General features: G+C 61.8%; 21 protein-coding genes. 8 read left to right on the top strand and 13 right to left on the bottom strand.

Annotated features, from left to right (window positions below):
- The 6 genes from larA to OXG98_02310 form a co-directional block, all read right to left on the bottom strand.
- A partial coding sequence (gene larA, locus OXG98_02335; GenBank protein ID MCY3770852.1) for a nickel-dependent lactate racemase occupies positions 1–853 on the bottom strand: 853 nt, incomplete at its 3' end.
- A 9-nt stretch (positions 854–862) separates the two neighbouring features.
- Positions 863–1846 carry a hypothetical protein gene (locus tag OXG98_02330; GenBank protein MCY3770851.1) on the bottom strand — a complete coding sequence of 328 codons (984 nt, stop codon included), beginning with the start codon at positions 1844–1846 and terminating at the stop codon, positions 863–865.
- 70 nt (positions 1847–1916) lie between these two features.
- The gene (locus OXG98_02325; GenBank protein MCY3770850.1) at positions 1917–2795 is read right to left on the bottom strand and encodes a sugar phosphate nucleotidyltransferase; all 879 of its coding nucleotides are present in this window, start codon (positions 2793–2795) and stop codon (positions 1917–1919) included.
- A complete protein-coding gene (eda, locus tag OXG98_02320; GenBank protein MCY3770849.1) occupies positions 2792–3451 on the bottom strand; it encodes a bifunctional 4-hydroxy-2-oxoglutarate aldolase/2-dehydro-3-deoxy-phosphogluconate aldolase in 660 nt (219 codons plus the stop codon). Before eda ends, OXG98_02325 begins: the two co-directional genes overlap by 4 nt.
- Before the next feature lie 4 nt (positions 3452–3455).
- The gene (locus OXG98_02315; protein ID MCY3770848.1) at positions 3456–3857 is read right to left on the bottom strand and encodes a cupin domain-containing protein; all 402 of its coding nucleotides are present in this window, start codon (positions 3855–3857) and stop codon (positions 3456–3458) included.
- A 152-nt stretch (positions 3858–4009) separates the two neighbouring features.
- Complete coding sequence (locus OXG98_02310; GenBank protein MCY3770847.1) at positions 4010–5125, bottom strand: mandelate racemase/muconate lactonizing enzyme family protein; 1116 nt, start codon at positions 5123–5125, stop codon at positions 4010–4012.
- A gap of 320 nt (positions 5126–5445) precedes the next feature.
- Here OXG98_02310 and OXG98_02305 point away from each other — a divergent pair, with 320 nt between their 5' ends.
- Genes OXG98_02305 through OXG98_02285 form a run of 5 tightly spaced genes read left to right on the top strand, consistent with a single transcriptional unit; the run spans position 5446 to position 11365 of the window.
- Positions 5446–6378, top strand: coding sequence for an ABC transporter permease (locus tag OXG98_02305; protein MCY3770846.1), 933 nt, complete (start codon positions 5446–5448; stop codon positions 6376–6378).
- Entirely contained in the window at positions 6378–7340 is a 963-nt protein-coding gene (locus OXG98_02300) for a DUF368 domain-containing protein (protein MCY3770845.1), read from the top strand. The genes OXG98_02305 and OXG98_02300 overlap by 1 nt, the downstream gene beginning before the upstream one ends.
- 7 nt (positions 7341–7347) lie before the next feature.
- Positions 7348–8223 carry an ABC transporter permease gene (locus tag OXG98_02295; protein ID MCY3770844.1) on the top strand — a complete coding sequence of 292 codons (876 nt, stop codon included), beginning with the start codon at positions 7348–7350 and terminating at the stop codon, positions 8221–8223.
- A gap of 28 nt (positions 8224–8251) precedes the next feature.
- Positions 8252–9961, top strand: a complete 1710-nt coding sequence (locus OXG98_02290; protein MCY3770843.1) for a peptide ABC transporter substrate-binding protein — start codon at positions 8252–8254, stop codon at positions 9959–9961.
- A gap of 21 nt (positions 9962–9982) precedes the next feature.
- On the top strand, positions 9983–11365 hold the full coding sequence (locus OXG98_02285) for an MBL fold metallo-hydrolase (protein ID MCY3770842.1): 1383 nt from the start codon (positions 9983–9985) through the stop codon (positions 11363–11365).
- Positions 11366–11370: 5 nt separating this feature from the next.
- Here OXG98_02285 and rnz read toward each other — a convergent pair whose 3' ends face one another.
- The 7 genes from rnz to OXG98_02250 all read right to left on the bottom strand — a co-directional run bounded on the left by rnz (position 11371) and on the right by OXG98_02250 (position 18803).
- Positions 11371–12288 (bottom strand): ribonuclease Z, encoded by a 918-nt coding sequence (gene rnz, locus OXG98_02280; GenBank protein ID MCY3770841.1) that lies wholly within the window; start codon positions 12286–12288, stop codon positions 11371–11373.
- Positions 12289–12421: 133 nt separating this feature from the next.
- Positions 12422–13273, bottom strand: coding sequence for a bile acid:sodium symporter family protein (locus tag OXG98_02275; GenBank protein ID MCY3770840.1), 852 nt, complete (start codon positions 13271–13273; stop codon positions 12422–12424).
- 141 nt (positions 13274–13414) lie between these two features.
- Positions 13415–14269, bottom strand: a complete 855-nt coding sequence (folP, locus tag OXG98_02270; protein ID MCY3770839.1) for a dihydropteroate synthase — start codon at positions 14267–14269, stop codon at positions 13415–13417.
- 2 nt (positions 14270–14271) lie between these two features.
- Positions 14272–16320: an ATP-dependent zinc metalloprotease FtsH gene (gene ftsH / locus OXG98_02265; GenBank protein MCY3770838.1), complete on the bottom strand. Its 2049-nt coding sequence runs from the start codon at positions 16318–16320 to the stop codon at positions 14272–14274.
- Between the two features lie 125 nt (positions 16321–16445).
- Complete coding sequence (gene hpt / locus OXG98_02260; GenBank protein ID MCY3770837.1) at positions 16446–16961, bottom strand: hypoxanthine phosphoribosyltransferase; 516 nt, start codon at positions 16959–16961, stop codon at positions 16446–16448.
- Between the two features lie 7 nt (positions 16962–16968).
- Positions 16969–18363 (bottom strand): tRNA lysidine(34) synthetase TilS, encoded by a 1395-nt coding sequence (tilS, locus tag OXG98_02255; GenBank protein MCY3770836.1) that lies wholly within the window; start codon positions 18361–18363, stop codon positions 16969–16971.
- A gap of 239 nt (positions 18364–18602) precedes the next feature.
- Positions 18603–18803, bottom strand: coding sequence for a hypothetical protein (locus tag OXG98_02250; protein ID MCY3770835.1), 201 nt, complete (start codon positions 18801–18803; stop codon positions 18603–18605).
- A 260-nt stretch (positions 18804–19063) separates the two neighbouring features.
- On the opposite strand from OXG98_02250, the gene OXG98_02245 reads away from it, so the two are divergent.
- The 3 genes from OXG98_02245 (at position 19064) to OXG98_02235 (ending at position 21812) form a co-directional block, all read left to right on the top strand.
- On the top strand, positions 19064–19657 hold the full coding sequence (locus OXG98_02245; GenBank protein ID MCY3770834.1) for a hypothetical protein: 594 nt from the start codon (positions 19064–19066) through the stop codon (positions 19655–19657).
- 545 nt (positions 19658–20202) lie between these two features.
- The gene (locus OXG98_02240; GenBank protein MCY3770833.1) at positions 20203–21372 is read left to right on the top strand and encodes a hypothetical protein; all 1170 of its coding nucleotides are present in this window, start codon (positions 20203–20205) and stop codon (positions 21370–21372) included.
- A 38-nt stretch (positions 21373–21410) separates the two neighbouring features.
- Positions 21411–21812 (top strand): energy transducer TonB, encoded by a 402-nt coding sequence (locus OXG98_02235; protein MCY3770832.1) that lies wholly within the window; start codon positions 21411–21413, stop codon positions 21810–21812.
- Positions 21813–21830: the final 18 nt, after the last annotated feature.

Raw genomic sequence — 21830 nt, 5'->3', positions numbered from 1 at the left:
CGGCCGACGAGGTTACGACGATATCCACCGGTTCCTCGACGGTGGCCACCACCATGCCGTCCACGTGGGCGACCCCGTATCGGTGCGCCTGGTCGAGCTCGCCGGCGAACACCCCGGTGACGCGGCGATCCTCGTCCATGGAGACGTTCAGGATGAAATCGACTCCGGCCCGCCGGGCGATTTCCAGCGAGGCCTCGTGGAGGGGGTTGCCGTCGAGCACGCCGGTCGTCGCGCTGGGGTGTTCCAGGATCTTCGGACCATGCAGGTGCTCAATTGTTTCCACTCCGACCAAGCCGGGCGCGACCAGCTTGCGCCCGCCCGAATAACCGGCCATGAAGTGCGCCTCGATCAACCCGGTCAGCACCTTGAGATCGCTCTCCACGTATCTGCGGTCCACGTGGATCGGGATCCCGGTGGTGGTGGTTCCCAGGAAGGCCTGTTCCTTCCCGTTGCGTGCGACGTGGTTGACGACGGGATACCGATCCACCACGGCATCGGTCAGGGTCTCCCGGAGTTGGTCTTCATCCATGGGGGCGTGCAGCCCGGTAGCGACCAGCAGGGTGATGTCCTCCGGTTCGAGTCCGCTCCGTTCCAGGCATTCCAACAGGGGCGGAAGGATAATGTCGTGGGGGACGGGACGGGTGATGTCGGAAACCACCACGCAGGCGTTCCGGCGTCCCGAGGCGATGGTCTCGAGCGGCGGACCCGCCACGGGCCGCATGAGAGCCTCCCGGGTCGCCTTGGCGGGGTCATCCAGCGGCGGCGTGTCCCGCATGTTCAGGACCGCAACCAGGTTTTCGTCCGGGACACGCACTTCGAGCCCGGTCTTGTGGTAATCGAGTGTGATGTTCACGATGACTCCCTACAGGTCTTCCCGCTCGATCTCGAGTCCAGGACCCGGTGCGGGCTCAAGAATACCCACGGCGCCTGCCTCCATCATACCCCGGGCCAGTTCGCGGGGTGCCTCGTGAAGCGCCACGATGGCCCCGCTGCTGCCCGCGAGCTTGGCGCCGGACGCACCCGCCTGCCGGGCGAGTTCGATAAACCGGTCGTCCTCGGGATTGGATCCGCCGAGCGCCTGGGTAATCGCCTGGTTCTCGTTCATCAGGTCTCCCAGCGTGTCAAGCCGGTTTTCGAGTATCGCTTTCTTGCCGTCCCGGGCAAGGCCGGCGATGGCCTGATAGGCTTCAACCACCCTGGCTTCTCCGGCCAGCCACCGTTCCCGCAAGGGGGTATGCACGCCGCCGGATACGCGTTGCCCTCCCGTAATGACCACGACGATCGGCAGGGCCGCGACGGACGCCATCGGTTCCATGGTGGCGAAGGGATCGGTCCCGAACTCCAGGTGGAACTCCTTCTCCCTGAAATCCATGTAGTGCAGTCCGCCGAAAATGCACATATAGGCGTCCTGGTACCCGCAGAAAGTCAGGTTCTGATATTCGATCTTGCGAACAAGCTCCGCCAGGTGGTAGGAACTGTGGAGGATGCCGCGGAAAGCGAGCAGACCAGCGACCATGGATACGAGCAGTGCCGTCGACCCGGACAGGCCGGCGCGGAAGGGGATATCGGTCGACCAGGAGATCTTGACGCGCAGATCCGCGGATTCGGTCCCGGCCAGCGCGACGCGGGCGATATCGAAGATGTCCTCCCGCGTGACCAGGTCGTCGGGCGACGCGATGACCCTCTGCCCGGTACCGGCGTCCAGGACAAGGCGGGCCGCCGGCTGGACCCTGACGTTTGCCCTTTCCACTGTCGAACAAGAGATCACGCTGCCGCCGTACATGTCGGTCGGGTTGCCCACGATGCCCACGCGGCCGGGGGCGGATGCGGTTACGGTCCCGTTCAATTGGACTCCAGTCGGCGCGGGTTGTTTCGCCGTTATACGCACCGAAACGCACGCAGTATGTGCGTGCTGTTCATGTTCGGTTCAACCGCCCTTGCAGGAGATCGCGAAAGACCGGTCCGTCGGCCTCGTCCTCCAGGGCGTAATCGGCAAAGGCTTCCCAGTAGGTCAGGGGCGTACCGATGTCGTAGCGCCTGCTGCCGGATCTCAGGGGTACGCACCAGACCGTACCGCCCTCCCGGAGCAGGCCGCGGATGGCGTCGGCGAGCCACAGTTCGCCGTTCTTTCCGCGCGGCGTCGCCTCGAGCGCCGGGAAGATGCCGGGTCCGCATATGTACCGGGCCGACACGGCGTATCGGCTGGGCGCGCTTTGCCGGGACGGCTTCTCCACGATATCGTCGATGGGAAAGGCCGTTTCGGAGTCGTACACGGGCCGTACGATCCCGTATCGCGACACCTTGTCTTCAGGCACGTATTCCACCGCGATGGTGCACGCGGCGCCTTCCTTTTCGTGGGTAGCCATCATGCGCCGCAGGACGCTTTCTTCCTTCGTCGAACGGATGACGGCGTCGCCCCAGGCCACGACGAAGGCGTCGGATCCCGCGAAGGCCTTTCCCAGCCGCACGGCGTCGCCGTTTCCGGCGGGAATATCCTGTCGCACGAACGCATAGTCGAGTGCGGGCGGTCCGCCGCCTTCTTCGATCCCCGGGCCGCGGTGTTCCCGGAGCGGCCCGCCCACCTTGCCACCGGGTTCGAAGTAATCCTCGATCGCCTTTTTTCGGCTGGAGGTAACAAAAAGAATGCGTTCGATTCCCGCGGCAGCGAGTTCATCCACTACGTGGTGTATGGCCGGCTTGCGCCCGAGGGGCAGCATTTCCTTGGGGACAGACCGTGTGAGCGGAAGCATCCGCGTGCCCAGGCCCGCGACGGGCACGACGGCCTTGCGGATCATCCCCCACCTTCCTGTCGCGCGTTCCTGACCGCTTCCACGTATTGCCTCGCCGTATCGGTGAGCGCATGCCATTCGCCCGCGGCCACCGCGGCCTTGTCCACCAGATTTCCACCAACGGCTACCGCGCATGCGCCCGCCCGGATGAAATCGCCCGCGTTGTCCAGGTCCACCCCGCCCGTCGGCATGAGATCGATCTGGGGGAGCGGCGCCTTGACGTCCTTGAAATACCGGGGTCCCACGGCAGTCGCGGGAAACACCTTCACGATGTCCGCGCCGCATTCCCAGGCCGTCAGAATCTCCGTCGGCGTCAACGCGCCCGGGATGATGACCTTGTCGTACCGCCGGCAGAGGGTGATGACGTCCGGATTCAGCGTCGGCGTCACGATGTATTCGGCGCCGGCCAGGATCGCCGCCCGGGCCGTCTCGGAATCCAGCACGGTGCCCGCGCCGAGGAGAATCTCATCGCCCAGCCGGTTCGCGCATTCGCCGATGACGTCCAGGGCCCCGGGCGTCGTCATGGTGATCTCGACGGCCCCGATGCCTCCCCTGCCGATGGCCTGGGCGACCTGGACCAGGGCGTCGGGCCGGTCCGCCCTGAGGACGGCGACCACGCCACAGGCTTTGATAGATGCCAGGTTTTCCGATCTCGAAGACATGGTTTTACTCCAGAATGACCTTCACCTTGCGCTCCGGCCGCTCGTGCAGGTGCCCGTGTCCCGTCAGCGCCACACCGAGGCGGATGGACGGCTTGCCGCCCACGGGGAATATGTGATGGAAGGTCAACGCCGGTACGTAGATGAAATCCCCCGCCTTTGCGTGTACGGTCTCGTCACGGCCTTCGATCACCCAGTCGATCTCTCCCTCCAGCACGATCCACCACTCGTCATAGTTGTGACAGTGGTTGTCGTTCACCGTGCCCGACAGCTGCCAGATGAATGCAGCGGTCACGTGGTCCGCGACCACGACCGCGCAGGAGGCGGGCGGCGGACCGATCTGTTCCTTGATCTCCTCGATATTGATCCGGTTGAGCGCGGCGTGCATGATCGGATTCGGTGGGGCCATTGAGGCGCTCCTTTTGTTATCAAGTCTGTATATTTGGCCTGTAATCTAAATCTATAGGAACCGGTACAGAGCGGCCCGGGCTGGCCGCCGGACCGTGTGTCAAAGCCGATTTGCCACTGACCGCGACCCTCCACGCATGAAGACGGATTCAACTACGCGACCCGGTATCTGGCTATGGTCTCCTCGTTCACCGTGACGCCCAGTCCGGGTCCGTCGGGGACCGCCACGAAACCGTCGTCATCAATGGTAAAACGCTCCTGGGTCAGTTCGTGCCGCAGCGGCGAATCCGACATGCAGAATTCGAAGACGGACGCGTTGGGCAGGGCGGCCAGCGCGTGGAGCGACGCCGCCATGGTGATGCCGCTCTTGTAACTGTGATTGACGACTTTTCGGCCGTGACTGTGGGCGGCTTTGCCCGCCGCGTGCATGATCGAAATGCCGCAGCGGCCCGGGTCCGGCTGAATCCAGTCGAGCCCGCCCTCGGTGACCAGGCGCTCGAAATCCTCGAGACGGGATTCGGCTTCGCCGGTGGCGACGGGAACCGGACTCTCCGCGGTCAGCGCGGCGTACCCTTCGAGGTCGTCGGGGTGCAGCGGTTCTTCGATCCAGAAGGGCCGGTATTCGGCGAACTGCCGGGACCGGGCCAACGCGGTCTCCCAGTCCCATACCTGGCCCGCGTCGATGAGCACGTCCACATCGTCACCCGTTCCCCGGCGGGCCTCCCGCACCAGGGCCACGTCCTGCTTCTCGTCCCCGCCCATGGGTCCCCAGCCGAACTTGACCGCCGTGAATCCCTGGTCGGCGTATTTCCGGCCAATTGTCCGGGTCGCTTCAGGCGTGTCGCCGAACAGGACGGAAGCGTAGGCCCGGAACCTGAGCCCGTGCGCCCCGCCCAAGAGTAGGTAAACAGGCTGTCCGGCAACCTTGCCCGCGATGTCCCAGAGCGCCAGGTTGACTCCCGCCATGGCGTGCCGGCCTACGCCGACCCGGCCATAGTAATTGGCGGCGTCCATCATCCGGTCCGTGCACGCGTCGATGTCCAGGGGATCGGCGCCGGCCAGCGCGTTGGCCAGGCCGTTGCAGATCTGGTGGGACAGCGGGGCTTCGATGACGGCCTTAACCACGGTGGGGCACGAATCGACTTCCCCCCAGCCCGTTATGCCTTCGTCCGTTTCGATTTTGACCAGGCAGGTATCCTGCGTTCCGTCACAGGCCTCCGTTACTTCCGGCAACCGCAGAACCAGCGCAGAAACCTCGACGATCCGCACGCTTGCGTCCTCCTTGTCCGTCAACCCGCCGCCGTGGAATCACGTCGGGTAATTTGTGAAACGGCACGGGGAGTGTCAAGGGGAGATGCCCCCATCCCCGAGGCGAAGAACAGCCCTGAAAACCCCACCCGGACACCGCATTTGCCGTGACTGATTTCGCGCTTCAGCATGACCCGGGGCCGGGAAATAAATCTTGACACCCCGGCGCGTCCGCTTGCACTATTGAGGCTGAACCGCCGGGCTTCCCGCACGTATCGGGAGTCGGCGGACTCGCTTGGACTCCCCCGATTTCACCGCGGCGCATCAGAAAACCTGACCCTATGATCCGATACATCATATACCGCATCGTGGGCCTGGTCGGCGTGCTTTTCCTGGTCACGATCATCACTTTCAGCCTGATGCATGCGGTACCGGGCGGCCCGTTCGACGAAGAGAAGATGCCCCTGTCGGCCGAGGCCAAGGCGAATATCCTGCGCAAGTACGGCCTGGACCGGCCCCTGTACGAACAGTACGGCCGGTACATGTGGAACGCGCTGCAGTTTGATTTCGGCATTCCCTTCCAGAGTCCGGGGGAGACGGTGACGGACCTGATCGCGCGGACCTGGCCCATCAGCATGCAGCTGGGCGGCATGGGCCTCGCCGTGGCCTTCTCCTGCGGCATCCTCCTGGGCATCCTGTCCGCCATACGCCAGAACACCTGGGTGGACTACGGGACCACGGTCATTGCCACCCTGGGGATCACTGTGCCCAGTTTCGCCATTTCCATCCTGTTCATCGTCCTCTTCGCGACCATCTGGCGGGTCCTGCCCACGGGCGGATGGGGCGGGCCCGAGACCTGGATCATGCCGGTGATCGTCTATGCCCTGGGTCCCATGGCCATCGTCGCGCGGTATACCCGTTCGAGCATCCTCGAGAACCTGCGCATGGACTACGTGCGCACGGCACGGGCCAAGGGACTGAGGGAACGGAGCGTCCTGTTCATCCACGTGCTGAAGAATTCCCTGATCCCGCTGCTGACCATCATGGGGCCGATGCTGCCCGGCGTAATGACCGGGTCGCTCTTCGTCGAAGGCATTTTCCGCATCCCGGGCCTGGGACAGTTCTTCGTCACCAGCATCTTCGAGCGGGACTATCCCATGATCATGGCGCTGACGCTGCTCGTCGCGGTGCTGATCGGTATCGTCTACCTCATTACGGATATTCTCTACGCACTCGTGGATCCCAGGGTCAGATACGTGCGCGGGAGCAAGTAATGGCCAACGAGTCTTCCGAGTCTTCACGTTCGGGACGTACTTTCCTGGATTACCTGGGCATCTCCGCCCGCGGCTTCTGCATGGGGGTTGCCGATGTCGTTCCCGGCGTTTCAGGGGGCACGATGGCCTTTATCCTGGGCGTATACGAAGAACTGCTGGACGCCGTGCATTCGGTCAACGGCCGGTTCCTGCGGCTGCTGTTCAGGCTTCGATTGGGGGAGGCCCTCGACGGGTTTCCCTACCGGTTCCTGATCGCCCTCGTCGCCGGCATCATGGCGGCGATTTTCAGCCTGGCCCAGTTTTTCGCCTGGGCGCTCGAGCACCATCCCGTCCAGGTGTGGGCTTTCTTCTTCGGGCTGGTGCTCGCGTCGATCATCGCCGTTCGGGGCAAGGTGTCGGCCTGGACCGCGACGGAAGTGCTTGCGCTGCTGCTGGCGGCGGCGACGGCCTTCGTCCTGGTAGGCGCGGTGCCGGTCGAGACGACCTCCGCGGCGTGGTTCGTGTTCCTGAGCGGAGCCATCGCGATCTGCGCGATGATCCTGCCCGGCATCTCGGGCTCGTTCATCCTCGTCATTCTGGGGAAGTACGAGTACATGCTCAATGCCGTGGTGCAACGCGATTTCCTGCCCATTCTGATCTTCGGCTGCGGCGGTATCCTGGGGCTGGTCTTCTTCGCGCGGGTGCTCCGATGGCTGTTGCGCCGCTACCATGACGCGACCGTGGCGGCCCTCATCGGTCTCATGGCCGGCTCCCTGCGGAAGATCTGGCCGTGGAAGGAAACGGTGGAGACGTTCACGAACAGCCAGGGCGTGACAAAGCCCCTGATAGAGCACAACGTCCTGCCCGCGGCGGTGTCGGAAGACGTCCTGCTGGCCATTACCCTGGGCATCGCCGGATGCGCTATCGTACTGGTCATCGAGCATCTCGCGACAAGGCGCTCCCCGGAAAAAACGGAAGGCTAGCACACGAATGACCAGCACCTTGACCGAAATCACCTCATCTTCCGGCGGCCTCTGGCGCGACGCCCTGCGCCGCTACATGAAGAACAAGCTGTCCGTCGCCGCGGGCATCATCATCATCGTCATCACCTTCATGGCCGTCTTCGCGCCGTGGGTCTCGCCGTCCCACTATTCCGAGGCCAATTTCGACGAAGCCTGGCAGTTTCCATCCTGGACCCACCCCATGGGCACGGACAGCATCGGCCGGGATTACTTCAGCCGGATCGTGTACGGCGCCCGGATCTCGCTCATCGTGGGATTCGTCGCGCAGATGATCTCCCTGCTGATCGGCGTGCCGCTGGGCGCCATCGCCGGGTTCAAGGGGGGCAAGGCCGATTACATTGTCATGCGCCTGGTGGACGTCATGTCGGTCTTCCCCAGCCTGCTCTTCGCCATACTGATCATGGCCTGGCTGGGAAGCGGGTTGAGCAACGTGCTGTTCGCCATCGGCGTGACCGGCTGGGTGGGCGTATGCCGCCTGGTCCGCGCGCAGTTCCTATCGCTGCGGGCTTCCGACTTCGTCCGCGCCGCCCGTTCCATGGGCGCCTCCAACGTGCATACCATCGTGCGCCACATGCTGCCCAATGCCCTCAGTCCCATCATCGTCGGCCTGGCCATGGGCATTCCCCAGGCCATCTTCGCCGAGGCGGGACTGAGCTTCCTCGGGCTGGGCATCAATCCGCCCACGCCGAGTTGGGGACAGATGGTCAGCAGCCACCTGCCCAACGTGATCTACTATTGGCACCTCGCCCTTTTTCCGGTTTTCATGATCGCCCTGGTCATGCTCGGTTTTTCGCTCATCGGCGACGGCCTCCGAGACGCCCTCGACCCGAGGATGAACGAGTAGGGAGCTTAAGCCGCATGGCAGGTGCAACATGCGAAAACAGACCGGCAGATACTTTCTCTGGCTTTCGGCCTCCGCTGCCGTCGTCGCGGGGATTACGTGGTCGCTCCACGGCGTAGCCGAAAGACTGCTTCCCGACAACGGACCACGTTACGTCAACTCCGTCGGGGTGCCGCTGCCCGCGGACGCCCTGCCTCCCGAACAACAGGTCCTCCGCGTATTCTCCGAATCCCGGCCCTACAACGAGTGGTTCCGAACGGTTTACAAGGGCGCTGCGGGCAAATACATCATTGCCGAACCGCTTACCCGCACCAACCGGGACTTCGAACTGCGGGGCGGCGCCGCGGAACGGTGGGAGATGTCCGATGACGGACTGGCATGGACCTTCCGTCTGCGGCCCGGGCTGCAGTGGAGCGACGGACGTCCGCTGACAGCCCATGACTACGTCTTCTCCCTGCGCCGGGGCGCCGACCCGGAAAACGCCTACGACTTCGGGTGGTACTACCAGCCGATCCGAAACTGGCAGGCTGTCGTCGCCCGGAAAGTGCCTCTGGACTCCCTGGGTGTATGGGCGTCCGACGATCTCACGCTGCATATCGCCACCGGGGAGCCCACGCCCCACCTGCCCCTGCTGCTGACCTATTCCTGGGTATCGCCCGAACACGCGGTACGGAAATACGGCGATACCTGGTCCACCCGCCCCGAAACCTGCATTTCCTCAGGTCCCTTCGCCATGGTGGAATGGACCAAGGGCGAACAGATGGTCTACGAGGCCAATCCCATGTACCGGGGGGTGGACAAACCCTACCTGGAAAGGTTGATCCACAAGATGTTCAACCTCACCACGCCACCCCCGAGGCTGCCGGCATACGAAGCCGGCGAGATCGATTTTACCGACGTCGAAAACCAGGCGGAGCTGGCCAGGCTGCTTTCCGATGACAACCTGAGCGACCAGGTGCACACCTGGCCGAATTTCTGGACCCATTACCTGTTTTTCGACACTAAGAAACCTCCGTTCAATGACCGGAGAATACGCCTGGCCATCAGTCTCGCGATCGACCGGGCCGCGATCTGTCGCTCCGCGCTCAAGGGCTTTGCCATACCCGGCTACACCATGCTGCCGCCCGGGTTTCCGGCTTACTCCGGCAATGCCTACGCGGAAAGCCAGCGATTCGATCCGGAGCATGCCCGGCGACTCCTCGCGGAGGCCGGTTATCCGGATGGCCGCGGATTTCCCGCACTGGACATGTGGCTGCGTAACGAGATTGCCATGCACCGGGACGCGGCCGAGGGACTGCAGGCGATGCTGAGACGCAACCTCAACATGAAAGTCGAAGTGCGCAACGTGGAGAACAAGGTCTTCATGGACGGTCTGAACAACCATACGCTTACCTTCGGGCTGGTACCCTACGAGTTCGACTTCGTGGATCCGAGCAATCTGCTGGGGCTCTGGCGGTCCAACGGCCGGCACAACTGGAACAATGCCGCCTTCGATGCTCTGATGACCGCGGCTGACGCCGAGGTAAGAGACCCGGACCGTCGTGTTGCCCTGTACAGAAAAGCGGAACGGCTCCTGGTGGAGGACGTGGCCGGCGTGTTCCTGTGGCACAGGCAGCGGGCACAGGTCTGGAAGCCCTACCTGAAAGGCTCGGCGCTGGAACCGAACGCATCGGGGTACCGGACGTGGCGGGGAGACCAGGTGATGAGTTCTTCGATTACTTTGTACGTCGCGGAACCTTGACGGGGTTTCAAGGAGCCGATCATGATACTCAAGCAATACTATCTGGGGTGCCTGGCCCATGCGTCCTATTTCCTCGGGGACGAGGCAACGGGCACTGCGGCCATCGTGGACCCGCAGCGCGACGTCGATCAGTACATCGAAGAGGCCGAAGCCCGGAACATGACGATCGGCCACGTCTTCCTGACCCACTTCCACGCCGATTTTGCCGCGGGTCACCTGGAGCTGAGGGATCGCACCGGCGGCGCGATCCACCTGGGCGCGCGGGCCGAGGCGAGCTACGCCTTCGAGCCCATGCGGGACGGCGAGGGCATGAACCTGGGGACAATCCGGCTGAAGTTCCTTGAGACCCCCGGACACTCCCCCGAATCCGTCTGCATCCTGGTGTATGACCCGGAAGCGGAAACCACGCCTTTTGCCGCGCTGACCGGGGACACCCTCTTCATCGGCGATGTGGGCCGCCCGGATCTGCGGGCTTCGGTCGGCTGGAAGGCCGAGGACCTGGCCGCCCTGTTATTCGAGTCGCTGCACGACAAACTGCTCCCGGAGACCAGCGACGAAACGCTGGTCTACCCCGCTCACGGCGCTGGGTCGCTGTGCGGAAAAAACCTGAGTACGGACACGGTTTCCACCATGGGCACCCAGAAGCGGTACAACTACGCCCTGCAGCCGATGGACCGGGAGACTTTCGTCCGTCTGATCACGGCGGATCAGCCGGAGGCACCATCGTACTTCACTTACGACGCGGCGTTCAACGCGCGGGAGCACGAGACGCTGGACCATCTGCTTGCCCGGAACCTCAATCCGCTGTCCCTGGATGATGTTCTGAAGCGGACGCAAGAAGGCGCCCAGGTTCTGGACACGCGGGACGCGGCGGACTTTGAAGGCGCGCACCTCGCGGGCAGTTACAACATCGGGCTGGGCGGTCAGTACGCCAGTTGGGCGGGTACCCTGCTTAACCGGGAAAGTCCGATCATCCTGGTCACGGAGACGGGCGCGGAGGAGGAATCGGCCCTGCGGCTCGGCCGCATCGGTTTCGACCATATCGCGGGATACCTCGAAGGGGGCATGCGCGCGCTGGCGGACCGGCCGGACCTTGTGGGACGGACCGACCGCATCACCGCGGCCGCGCTCAAGGACAGGCTGGACACGGACGATCCCCCACCCGTGATCCTCGATATCCGGTCTGAGCGGGAAAGGAAGGAGAAGCACATTCCGGGCAGCCTCCATGTCCCGTTGAATCACCTCGAAGAGCGACTGGAGGAAATAGCCGGCGGCGAGACGGTGATCGTGCAGTGCGCCGGCGGCTATCGTTCCGCCATGGCGGCCAGCATCCTGAAACGGCACGGCATCCATGACGTCATGGACCTGGTCGGCGGACTGGCGGTCTGGGAAGCCGCGAACTGACCGGCTTACTTGTACATGGGCACGTTGATTTCCATGAGGTCCCGCGCGATCCGGGAGGCGGGGAAGATCTTGCGCGCCTCGGCGGCCAGCGGGCCGTCCTGCATGTAGCGGGAGCTGATATGGGTCAGCACGAGGCTGCCGACCTTCGCGCGCCGGGCGATGCGGGCGGCCTGTACGACCGTGGAATGGTGTTTCTGCCGGGCCTGCGACCGCAGTTCGTCGCTGAACATCCCGTCATGTATGAGTACATCGGCCTCGCGGGCCAACGCGGCCACCTGGTCGCACGGGCGGGTATCCGTGGCATAGACGATTTTGCGTCCCCGCCGGGCGGGACCCAGTACCTGCCGGGGCTCGATCACCCGTTTATCCGGCAGCGTAACCGACTCACCCGCCTGAAGCCGGCCGTAAAGCGGGCCGGGAGGGATGCCCAGCCGCCTCGCCTCCTCGACCATAAACAGTCCGGGCCGTTCCCTTTCCTGAAACGAGAAGGCCAGCGTGAAGCAGCTGTGTTCCGCGGGGACGGCCTCGATGAAGACTGTATCGTCCTCCGAAACCAGCCCGCCCTTGTTCTCCGCGATTATCACCGGAAAGGGACACTGGTGACCCAGGAAGCGCCGGTTGCCTTCGACGAAGTCGGAGATGCCCGGCGGTCCGTAGATGTACAGGGCCCGTTCCCTGGGGATCTGGCCCATGGTCATCAACAGGCCGGGCAGCCCCATGACATGGTCGCCGTGCAGATGGGAGATGTAGATCCCTTCGATCTTGCTTAGCGCCAGTTTCGCCCGCACCATCTGCGTCTGGGTGCCTTCACCGCAGTCGAAAAGAAAAACACGGCCGTCGCACTGGACGGCTACGGAGGGCAGATTGCGCGTCAGGGTCGGAATGGCGCCGCCGGAGCCCAGGATAACGATATTGATAGTCATGACGGATAGAAAGATGAGGACTTATATACGATAGCAAACAAACCACGCGATTAACGGAAAATGCCTTTCAGGACCGACATTATCGACCCCGTCTTCTGGTTCTGGCCGGCATCTGATGATCCTCTGCTGCGGATCAGGCACCCCGCCGCAGCACGGCGATATAGATCAGCGCGGTGGCGAACATGATCAGGCTGTAGGTCGCCGCCGGCATGGTCGCGAGCCCGCCGCCGAACAGCGCAACCGCGACCGCGATCGCGAGCGTCCCGTTCTGGAGGCCGCATTCGATCGCAATGGCAGTCCGCTGGGTCGGTCCGGAGGCGAACATCCTGGCGAGAAACCAGGCGAGCGTCATCATCAGCAAGTTTAGGACGAGCGTGACCGCCCCGGCCTGCGCGAAATAGGGGACGATGTTGGCGCGTTGATCGTAGATCGCGCCGGCGAGTACGAGCATCAACAGCACCGCAGAGACCTTGCGGGCTGCTGGTTCGAACCGAAGTGCGAAGCCTTCCGCGAAGCGGCGGATGACAAGACCGATCAGCACCGGAACGGCGACGATCAGGAAAACGCCGAGTGCGGCGCCGGCGACCGATATGTCCTTCTCCGCCGCCTCGCCGATGAACTGCCCGTAGGCGAAGACCACGATGACCGGAATGGTGATCACGCTTGCCAGACTGATCACCGCGGTCAGCGAGATCGACAGCGCGACATCGCCGCGCGCAAACGCGGTCAGGATATTGGAGGTCGCGCCGCCCGGCGCGGCGGCGATGATCATCAGGCCCAACGCGAGCTCCGGCGCCAGCGGCCAGACGCTGGCGAGGACGAAGGCAACCGCCGGCAGCAGGACGACCTGTGAGAGGGCACCCACCGCGAAGTCGCGCGGCTGGCGCACCACCCGGGCGAAATCGTCGAAGGTGAGCCCGAGCCCAAGACCGAGCATGATGAAGGCGAGCGCCAGCGGCAGCCCGACGTCGATAATTAACCCCATGACACTTGGCCTCTGGTATTTACGTCGGTCCGACGGACATATTCGCCACCCACACGATAAGTTTGGGAATTATATACGAAAGTGCCACAGTTCGCGCACTTTCGTATATAATTCCCAAAGATGGCCCGTTTTCGCCAGGCGCTATTCCTGCCGCGCCCTGCAGATCGCGTCGGTCATGCGGACCACGCGAGCCATTTCCCTGACGTCGTGCACCCGTATGATGCTGGCGCCGTTGGCGACGCTCAGCGCCACGGCCGCCGCCGTACCCTCCAGCCGGTCGCTTTTTTCAGCGTCGAGCACGCGGCCGATGAATGATTTCCTCGACGGACCGATCAGAATGGGGCGTTTCAGTTTTCGAAAGGACGCCAGGGACCGGATCAGGAGCAGGTTGTCGCTGAGCCGTTTGCCGAAACCAATCCCCGGATCGATGACGATCTGCGATCTTCGGACGCCGTGCTCTGCGGCGTATTCGATGCGTGCTCCCAGCCACGCTACGATCTCGCCCACCGTATCTTCGTAGCCGGGATTCCGCTGCATGTCGGCCGGGGCACCCGCCGTGTGCATGATCACCGCGGGGATCCCGGTGGAGGAAACGACTTCGACCATTTCCGGATCGGCGGTCATGCCGCTGACGTCGTTCACCATCCGGGCCCCCGCGCGTATGGCCCTGCGGGCGACTTCGGCTTTCCGGGTGTCGATGGACACCGGCTGCGCGATCCGGTCCTTCAACCTTTCAATAACGGGGATGACCCGCCTTAGTTCCTCATCCGCGTCGACCGGTTCCGCGCCCGGCCGGGTGGATTCGCCTCCGACGTCGATGATGTCCGCGCCTTCGTCGGCGAGTCGCTGGCCATGCCGTACCGCGGCATCGGGACCCGCGTGCCGGCCGCCGTCGTAGAAGGAATCCGGCGTTACGTTCAGGACGCCCATGATCCGGGTGCGCTTCGAGCAATCCCAGTGGAACCCATCGCCCTCGATGACCAGTTCATCACGCACGATCAGACTCCGGGAGCGGCCAGCGGCGGTTCCTTGAAAGGAGTGGGAGCGGGCGTTTTTTCGTCTTCCCCGGTGCGGGTCTCCTCTTTTCGACTGGCGGCATCCACTTCGCTTTTCTCTGAATGGATCTCGGGCCTGGCGGGCGATTCCAGCGTTTTCCCCTCAAGCAGACGAACCACCTGGTCCCGGTGCAGCGTTTCGTGCTCGAGCAGGGCGTCAGCCATGCGGTGCAGGGCGTCAGCCCGCTCCGTGAGGATGGATTCCGCCCGCTGGCGGGAGGAATCCATGATCCGTCGTATGTCTTCGTCGACTTTCACGGCCGTCTTGTTGCTGTAATCCCGCTTCCGGGTGAGCTCGCGTCCGAGGAACACCTCCCCTTCCTGGTTTCCCAGGGCCAGCGGACCCAGTTCGCCCATCCCCCACCCGCAGACCATGTGACGCGCCAGTTCCGTCGCGCGCTTTATGTCATCGCCGGCCCCGTTGAACGTGTCGCCCATCCCGATGCGTTCCGCAACCTGGCCGGCCAGCAGGCAGGCGATCTGTCCCCGGCACCAGGCTTCCGAATACAGGTACTGGTCTTCCTCGGGAATGGCGTAGGTGATGCCGAGGGCCTGTCCACGGGGAATGATGGTAACGCTGTGCGGAGAGTCGATCTCGGGGATCAGGGCGGCGGTCATGGCGTGGCCGCTTTCGTGGTACGCGACGGTTCTGCGCTCTTCCTCCGACATGATGAGCTGGTGTTCCGAGCCCATGACGATGCGGTCCCTGGCCCGTTCCAGATCCGACATGGTGATCTGCTTGTGATCTACCCGCGCGGCGAGCAACGCCGCCTCGTTCACGATGTTCTCCAGGTCAGCGCCCGACATGCCCGGCGTAAGCCTCGCCAGTGTCTTCAGGTCGACGCATTCCGCCAGGGGCTTGTCCGTCGCCTTGATCTGCAGAATCTGTTCGCGTCCCCTGACGTCCGGGCGATCTACGGTGACGTGCCGGTCGAACCGTCCCGGCCTGAGCAGCGCCGGGTCCAGCACGTCGGGCCGGTTCGTGGCGGCGATGAGGACGACTCCGCTGTTGGGTTCGAATCCGTCCATTTCCACGAGCATCTGGTTCAGGGTCTGCTCCCGCTCGTCGTGCCCCCCGCCCAGGCCCGCGCCACGGTGACGGCCCACCGCGTCCAGTTCGTCGATGAAGATGATGCAGGGGGCGTTTTCCTTGCCCTGTTTAAACAGGTCCCGCACCCGGGACGCGCCGACGCCCACGAACATTTCCATGAAATCGGCGCCGCTCATGGTGAAGAACGGCACGCCCGCTTCACCGGCAACCGCGCGCGCCAGGAGGGTCTTGCCCGTACCCGGCGGACCCAGCAGGAGGACGCCCTTGGGCAGGCGTGCTCCGAACCGCTTGAACTTGTCGGGATGCTTGAGGAACTCCACCACCTCCTGGAGGTCGCGCTTCGCCTCTTCGACCCCGGCCACCTCGCTGAACTTTACGCCTTCGCGCTCTCCGGTAAGCCTGGCCTGGCTCTTGCCCATGGAAAAGAGCCCCTTCTGCCCGCCTTGCATCTGCCGAAAGATGAATATCCACAGTCCGATGATGAGGAACAGGGGCAGCCAGGTCAGCAGGTGGGTGTACCATGGAGCCGACTTCGGCCGGGCGGTAATCGTGACGTTCCGCCGGACCAGTTCATCTATGAGTTCGGGGTCTTCGAAGGGAATCTCGACCTTGAACCGCGTCTCCAGGGATTCCCGGCCGCCGGGGACGGGCGTACTGACCCCGTTTCTGAACTCGCCGACGATGGTCTTTTCGAGCATCGTCACGCTGAGGACGTTCCCGTTGGCCAGGTGGTTCCGGAAAACGGAATAGCCGATTTCCATCTCGTCGGAACGATTCCGGCTGAAGAATTGTACCAGTACCACCGACAGCAGGGCCAGGAGCACCCACATGACGATGGTCCGAGTCCGCCGGGGCGCGTGTTGCCGGTTTCCGCGGCTCTGGCCGGACGCATCCGGCTTCCGGGCCCGCGGCCCCTCTTTCCCCGGTCTGCTTTCCTTCATATGATCTTATCCGTCTGGTCCAGGCCGGACTGCCAGTCCCGTGAAAAGCGTCGCATCCAACCAGGAACGCCAAGAAATAAGCGTGAGGATATGCAAGGCCTTTCAGCGCCCGCATGCCCCCACGCTCATGCACCTTGTTCATCGACGACTGCGACGTGCGGCAGGTACCGATACCGTTCGCCCCAGTCGAGGCCGTAACCTACGACGAAATCGTCCGGTATGTCGAAACCCTTGTAATCAATCGTCACGGGCACCTGGTACGCCCCCGGTTTGACCAGCAAGGCGCATACCTTCAGGGACGACGGCTCCTGCTTTGCCAACGCTTCCGTAAGATAGGCCAGCGTCAGCCCGGTGTCAACGATGTCCTCCACGATCACAGCGTGGCGTGCGCGGACGTTTACATCGAAGAGATCGGCGCGGACGACGCCGGATGAAGATTGTCCCGCACCGTAGGTTGAAGTGCGTACGAAGCCGATGGCGTGAGGTATGCTGACCGCTCTCATCAGGTCGGCCAGGAAGACCACGCATCCCTTGAGACATCCGATGAGCAGCGGGTTTTTCTCCCGGTAGTCATCGGACAGCCGCGCCCCGAGGTACCGTACCTTCTCCGCGATCTGTTCTTCGGTGAGGAGGATCTTCATCTCGTCTTCAGCTTGAATCTTTCGCCATCAATTCGGCGACCATCACGCGCCGGGTCTTACCAGTAACCATGCCTTCGTTGCTCTGCCGGTGACCGGCCACCCATAGCACGCGGTCCCCGTCCGTCACCACCGGCACGCGGTCGCGCAACAGCCTGGGCACGTCCCATTCGTTAAACAGTTTCTTCAGCGACTTGTGTCCTGCCAGGCCGTAGGGCGACATGCGGTCGCCCGGTTCGCGCGAACGCACGGTCCAGTACCGCGGTACGGCCTCGGCGTCGAAAACGGCGCGGCGCGGCGTCGCGGCCGGCGCGTCCGCGACCGAACCTTCCGCGATGCGGATCGACAGGTCCGTATCCGGAACTTCCACCTGGCCGGGGACTTCAAATACCAGTCGGAAAGGAGTAAACGAACCTCGACAGGCCACCAGTTCAGCTCTCCGGCATTCCATGCGGATCCCGCCGGGCAGTCCATGGATCCGGCCGATCGCCCCCCGGCCGATCCACGCTCGGGTATCTTCCACCTGGTCGTAACTCAGCCGCTCCGCGTTGCCGCCCAAGGTCCGGACCAGATGTCGGATCAGCACCCGCTGAACGGCGGGCGCCGCATTCGGCCAGGCAGCGAGGTCCAGGTGAAGGATCCTCCCGTCCGCGAAGCGCGAATGACCGGCGAGGAAAGTCGACACCTCTTTGTCGAGGTACTCCGCCTCGCCCCGTATCACGTCGGCGAGTCGTCCGAGTCCCTGTACGATCTGCGGATTGTATTCCCGTTGCAGCAGCGGTACCAGATGGTGCCGGATCCTGTTGCGAAGCATGTCCCGCACCGCGTTGGTACGATCGACACGAAAGGACAACCCGTGACTTCGCGCATACGCGGCGATCTCGTCGGCAGTGACGTCCAGCAGGGGACGGATGATCCAGCCGTCCCTGACGGGCCGGATGGCGGAAAGCCCCGAGCTGCCGCTTCCGCGCAACAGGCGCATCAGCACCGTCTCGGCCTGGTCGTCCGCCGTATGTCCGGTCGCCACCGAATCCGCGCGCTGGTCCAGGAGCACCCTTCGCAGGAATCCGTACCGCACCTCGCGGGCGCCCTGCTCGATGGGACAGCGCGCTTTCCGACAATAGGCGGCGACGTCCGCCCGCTCCACGACGCAGGGAAGGCCCAGGGACGCCGCGTAGTCCATGACGAAGGCGGCGTCTTCCCGTCCTTCCTGGCCGCGGAGGCCATGGTCAAGATGAGCCGCCCCCAGTTTCATGCTGAACCTGCCGCAAAGGACGTGCAGGACGTGCAGGAGGACCACGGAATCCACGCCGCCTGAGACCGCGGCGATCACGTGATCGCCCTCGCCGATCATGCGGTGGCGCAGGACCGCCGCTTCGACTTTATGCGCAACGGAGTCCGACATGGGAAGTGAACCGGGAGTCCATAACGAAAATGGCCTTCCGAAAGCAGAAAGGCCATGGAAAATAGCGGCGGTGGGTGCGGATCCAGGGCGGTTCTCGATAATCGGGATAGACGTAGACCACGGACGATCTGTAGTAGATGTACCACTCGGACACGGCTCTCCATGCCACAGGACGAAGGCCGCGGATTCCTCGGATGAACAGACTCAGCGATGTGATGTTGACCTTCACGCCGATGCGGCTACTTGCTGCCAGCCGATGTTGTCCGTTTTTCCCTCTGCATACGCTTACGGACGACCGCCAGGCCGGCCTCGAGCACCAGGCGCGTCAGGTGCGCTTCCGGCAGATCGTGCTGCACGGCTTCCGCCTCTATGCGCCGTTTCATTTCGGTCGTGACCTTCACTTGGATCAACTCGGGGAAATTGACAAGTCTCTTTCCCATCAGCCTATCTCCTTATTTAGAATGGCTCTTGTATTCAGCAGCCACCCAGCAAAGGAGCAGGTTTGATTGTGAACAGGGAATAAGATATGGGACACCAAGGATAAATCAAGGAGTTAGAGTGTCCGCCACGACGGTGACCGCCATCTTCGCGCGCTTTTTGTTGAATGTATACTTAAAATATACTTGAAATATACTTGACAGGTCGTTTTCAGTTTCACATTTTCTCGCGAACCCATCTCCCAATCAAAGGAGTCAGCTACATGCCCACGTCCTCCTCGAGCACGAACATGCGCCGATATCTGTACATCGCCGTCCTGGTCCTCATCGCCTTAAACTGCGTTTTCCTGTGGCGCGATTACCAGAAAGAACAGGGTCTACACATTCTGCAACAGACGCTATACAATGCCCAAGTGGAGATCCGAGTGCTGAAATCGGAGAAGATATTTGGCGCGCCTTTTGTTCCACAATTCCGTACGGTTGACCTGCAGGGCCAGCCGGCTTTGTTGCCGAATTTCGGTAAGGATTATCTGCTCCTCCTGTTTTTCAAACCGTCGCATTGCGCATCATGCCTCGATATGATGTCTTCATTTGAATCGGTGATCGGGGATGATGTCCCGGTAATCGGCGTTGCCCAGGCAGGGTCGGCCGAGGAGATCATGCCGGTCCTGGATGAATACGAGTACAAATTCCCAGTGTATCTGGCCGTCGATTCCCCCTTCGATTTAGCATTTTCACCTTACAGCGTTTTGATCGATGGGGGCAAGAATGTGGTACGTTTGTCACCCATCGATACCGATGTCCATTCGGTGAATGGACTTATCTCGGAGGTTGTGCAGTTTCTAGAAGGGAGGTAAGCAGTTTGTACAACCTTAGTCAGGCTACTGCTGATTTCTTCTGTTCTTATCTTTGGAGGTTAGACAAATGGCACGATCGATTCGCAGCCTCGGTTTAGTAGGAGCGGCTCTCGCGTTTCTGCTTATCGCCGGGCTTAATTTTACGGCCCTGAAAAGTCAGTGGGACGTTCCCTATATGGGATTGAAGAAGGCTCACGCTTCAGGCTTCTGCGCATTGGGATACTGTATGGTAGTTACTCCCTCGGGTTCGGGATCAAACAAGTGGGGTTGTTGGCCGGTTTACCACAACGATCCCAATTCCTGCGGTCCCGGCTGCAGCAGCTGTTAGTAACTGTTCGGGATGAAGTAATCCCTATCGCCAGAGAGGTTGCGCTATGGTATGTTGTGTTTACTGTAGCGCAGCCTCTTGTTTCTGAGTAACATAACAATAGGCAGAACCACCTTTAATCATGGCCGGGGTTGAAATGTCTACAAACGAACGAATACCAATGCGCGCGCGGAAACAACCCTGCTATTTTTCAGCAGGAACGGCCTTACGGCTATTCATGCTGTTCGAATCCGTTCTGCTTTCGGCTACATCAGCATATGCCCAGACAAACACCATTCCCGATTCATTGGCCCTTCCAGCATTCAGCGCGTTGATTCTGGATATGTCTGAACCCGAAGGCGAATTCCACACGGATAATCTAACGTCGAATGAGTCGGCATATCTGCATCCCCTGCCCATTCTGCTTAACCTTGAACTTTCTGGCGGCGTATATGTGGGCGTGGGACCGGAACAGAATTTCGCCTATATCGGCGCACTCAGGCCCGAAATGGCATTTATCGTGGATATTCGCCGGCAGAACATGCTGCAACACCTATTGTACAAAGCCCTGTTCGCTCTTTCCGACACGCGGGCCGATTTCCTGTCGAAGCTGTTAAGCAAACCTCTTTATGAAGACCTGCCGTTCTTTTCCCGGATGTTCCGATCGGCTCCCTCATGGGTTGCGATCGAACGGGAACCATCGATAGAAGAACTGATCGATTACTTCGACAGCGTAGATCCCGTGGAGTCCCTTTATAGCGACAACCTTGCTCAGATCAGATCTTTGATAGGGACGTATGGGATAGATGCCTCTGATGATATGATGGCAATTGAGCATGTCTACAATGAATTTTACCGGCGCCAACTCGATATCCAATACGATCTGCGGGGGCGCGACGGAAAACAACTCCGCCAATTCCCAGATCTTCGCGATCTACTGAGTGCGGCGACCATACAAGGGGAGACGGCGGGTTTTCTGGCGAGCGAACTCAGCTATCGCTACGTGAAAGACATGCAGAGACGTAATCTCATCGTGCCGGTCGTAGGTGATTTCAGTGGAGATAGAGCCCTGCGGGCTATTGCGGAATTCGTCAAAATGCATGAGGCGACGATCTCGGTATTCTATACGTCAAACGTGGAATACTACCTTATAGCGTGGGGATATACGGGGTTTTCCAGATTCATCGATAACGTCGATCGCTTTCCTACGGAAAAAAACAGCGTGTTTGTAAGATCCTTCGAAAACGACAGTAATCCGGTGATGCTGTCTCATCCGGACCGTATCGGCGATCATCTCTTTACCACATTGGTGCAGCCTATTTCTTCCCTCCTGGAGGACGGGTCCTGGCGAGAACTACGAGGAAATGATCTGTATCGCCATATCGTCACAGTCGGGAATCTGGATTGACAAATGTGCATCACTTAAGAAAGAACAGGAGACGGTACGTGATCGAGATACGAAAAGTGATGTTGGTATTGCTAATCCTTGTTCAGACTGCCTGTGGCGGGAACGATCAGCCCCAGAGTGAGAACCGAAGCGACATCTCCTCCACACAATGGGATGTCCCTGCCAAGGTCGTTTACACCCCTCCGTATCCAGAGGGTGTCGAGGTTAAGGACGAAGGCAACGTGGTGGTCCGCGTTACAATCAACACAGATGGATTCGTCGATACCGCACGGATACAACAGTCGTCCAAACACGCGTATCTGGACAGCCTGGCTGTGGAGATGATTCGCAAAACGGTCTGGTCGCCGGCATTAAAAGACGGCAGTCCCGTAGCAATGCAAGTGTCTATTCCGTACCTGTTCAGGATACGTCCCGATACGGCCAGCGACCAGGAAGAGTAAGGTACTCCGGACACCTCG

This window comes from Gemmatimonadota bacterium (genome assembly GCA_026706345.1).
Classification (GTDB): Bacteria; JAAXHH01; JAAXHH01; order JAAXHH01; family JAAXHH01; genus JAAXHH01.
This window is presented reverse-complemented; position numbering and strand designations above follow the sequence as displayed.

Coding starts and splice junctions, on each gene's coding strand:
- OXG98_02275 (MCY3770840.1), bottom strand. CDS start 13,273: ATGGGGTTAATTATCGACGTCGGGCTGCCGCTGGCGCTCGCCTTCATC.
- rnz (MCY3770841.1), bottom strand. CDS start 12,288: ATGACTATCAATATCGTTATCCTGGGCTCCGGCGGCGCCATTCCGACC.
- eda (MCY3770849.1), bottom strand. CDS start 3,451: ATGTCTTCGAGATCGGAAAACCTGGCATCTATCAAAGCCTGTGGCGTG.
- OXG98_02315 (MCY3770848.1), bottom strand. CDS start 3,857: ATGGCCCCACCGAATCCGATCATGCACGCCGCGCTCAACCGGATCAAT.
- hpt (MCY3770837.1), bottom strand. CDS start 16,961: ATGAAGATCCTCCTCACCGAAGAACAGATCGCGGAGAAGGTACGGTAC.
- OXG98_02300 (MCY3770845.1), top strand. CDS start 6,378: ATGGCCAACGAGTCTTCCGAGTCTTCACGTTCGGGACGTACTTTCCTG.
- OXG98_02250 (MCY3770835.1), bottom strand. CDS start 18,803: ATGGGAAAGAGACTTGTCAATTTCCCCGAGTTGATCCAAGTGAAGGTC.
- OXG98_02285 (MCY3770842.1), top strand. CDS start 9,983: ATGATACTCAAGCAATACTATCTGGGGTGCCTGGCCCATGCGTCCTAT.
- OXG98_02325 (MCY3770850.1), bottom strand. CDS start 2,795: ATGATCCGCAAGGCCGTCGTGCCCGTCGCGGGCCTGGGCACGCGGATG.
- OXG98_02305 (MCY3770846.1), top strand. CDS start 5,446: ATGATCCGATACATCATATACCGCATCGTGGGCCTGGTCGGCGTGCTT.
- OXG98_02295 (MCY3770844.1), top strand. CDS start 7,348: ATGACCAGCACCTTGACCGAAATCACCTCATCTTCCGGCGGCCTCTGG.
- OXG98_02290 (MCY3770843.1), top strand. CDS start 8,252: ATGCGAAAACAGACCGGCAGATACTTTCTCTGGCTTTCGGCCTCCGCT.
- ftsH (MCY3770838.1), bottom strand. CDS start 16,320: ATGAAGGAAAGCAGACCGGGGAAAGAGGGGCCGCGGGCCCGGAAGCCG.
- OXG98_02245 (MCY3770834.1), top strand. CDS start 19,064: ATGCCCACGTCCTCCTCGAGCACGAACATGCGCCGATATCTGTACATC.
- OXG98_02240 (MCY3770833.1), top strand. CDS start 20,203: ATGCTGTTCGAATCCGTTCTGCTTTCGGCTACATCAGCATATGCCCAG.
- tilS (MCY3770836.1), bottom strand. CDS start 18,363: ATGTCGGACTCCGTTGCGCATAAAGTCGAAGCGGCGGTCCTGCGCCAC.